At 74.7% G+C, this 1,027-nt stretch carries 1 protein-coding gene; it reads right to left on the bottom strand.

The window, feature by feature from the left end:
• Positions 1 to 202: 202 nt before the first annotated feature.
• A partial coding sequence (locus HY68_RS21300) for a hypothetical protein (protein WP_041991200.1) occupies positions 203 to 1,027 on the bottom strand: 825 nt, incomplete at its 5' end.

Here is a 1,027-nt window from a genome sequence, read left to right as displayed (position 1 = left end):
CGGCCGACGGCAGCCGGATGTGCTTGATCCTCACGTGTGCGTTCCTCCGAGTCGAAAGCCATGCCGCTCGGAGTATCGAGGCGTGCCGACGGGCCGCACAAGGCCGCCTTCTGGCCGCAGCTTCGCAGGTCGTAGGGGGTGCGCGCCGGAGGTGTGAACACCGGCGGGAGGGGGCAGCGGCCGGCTGACCACCCGTCACATCTCAGCAGCCGCAGTCACAGTCGCATCCGTCACAGCCGTCGCACCCGTCACAGCACTGGCAGCAGTCGCAGCAGCCGCCGTCGCAGTCGCAGCTCTGGCAGCAGCCCTCGCGGTGCTTGCCCGACCACGGGCCCTCGTACCGCTCGGCGCAGCACATCCGGCAGGTGCAGAGCAGTCCGGCGAAGACCGCGCAGCCGGCCAGGAAGCCCCGGCCGTCCCTTCGCGGCGGCTCGGGCGGCTGTACGCGCCCTCCGGAGGTCCAGGGGTCCGCCGGTGCGTCCGGGTCCACGTCCGGCCCGTGCCCCGCGCCGTGTCCCGGCCCGTGCCCCGCGCCGTGTCCCGGCCCGTGCCCCTGGTGCGCGCAGGCCGTCGTCGTGGCGAAGGCCCGGTCGACGGAGGTGCGCAGTTCGTGCGCCAGCAGTACGTGCGCCAGCTTGTCGTCGACGAACTCGGCGTCCCGCAGGGCGAGACGTATCCCGTGCACCGCGTCGTCGGCGAGCCGCCGCGCCTCCGGCAGCGGGGTGCCGGTCGCGGTGAGCGGGTTCCAGGCACCCGACGCCGCGTCAGCTTCCCTGTCCTCCACGGCGTCCAGCAGATGCGCCAGCCGTCCGAAGAGCCGCCCCGCCTCGGCGAGCGGCGCCTGGTTGCCCGGCCGGCCCGCCAGGACGGCGGTGTGCGCGAACGCCGCCGCCGTCGCCGTCTCGGTCGGTTCGGTGACGGTCAGCAGCGGGGTGCCGGGGCCCGCCAGCAGCTCGATGTCCGGCTGCCGGTCGACGGCTTCGACCAACACGGCCGTGTCGAAGCCCAGCTCGGCCCCGGTGCGCGC

The organism is Streptomyces sp. AcH 505 (genome assembly GCF_000818175.1).
Classification (GTDB): Bacteria; Actinomycetota; Actinomycetes; order Streptomycetales; family Streptomycetaceae; genus Streptomyces.
This window is presented reverse-complemented; position numbering and strand designations above follow the sequence as displayed.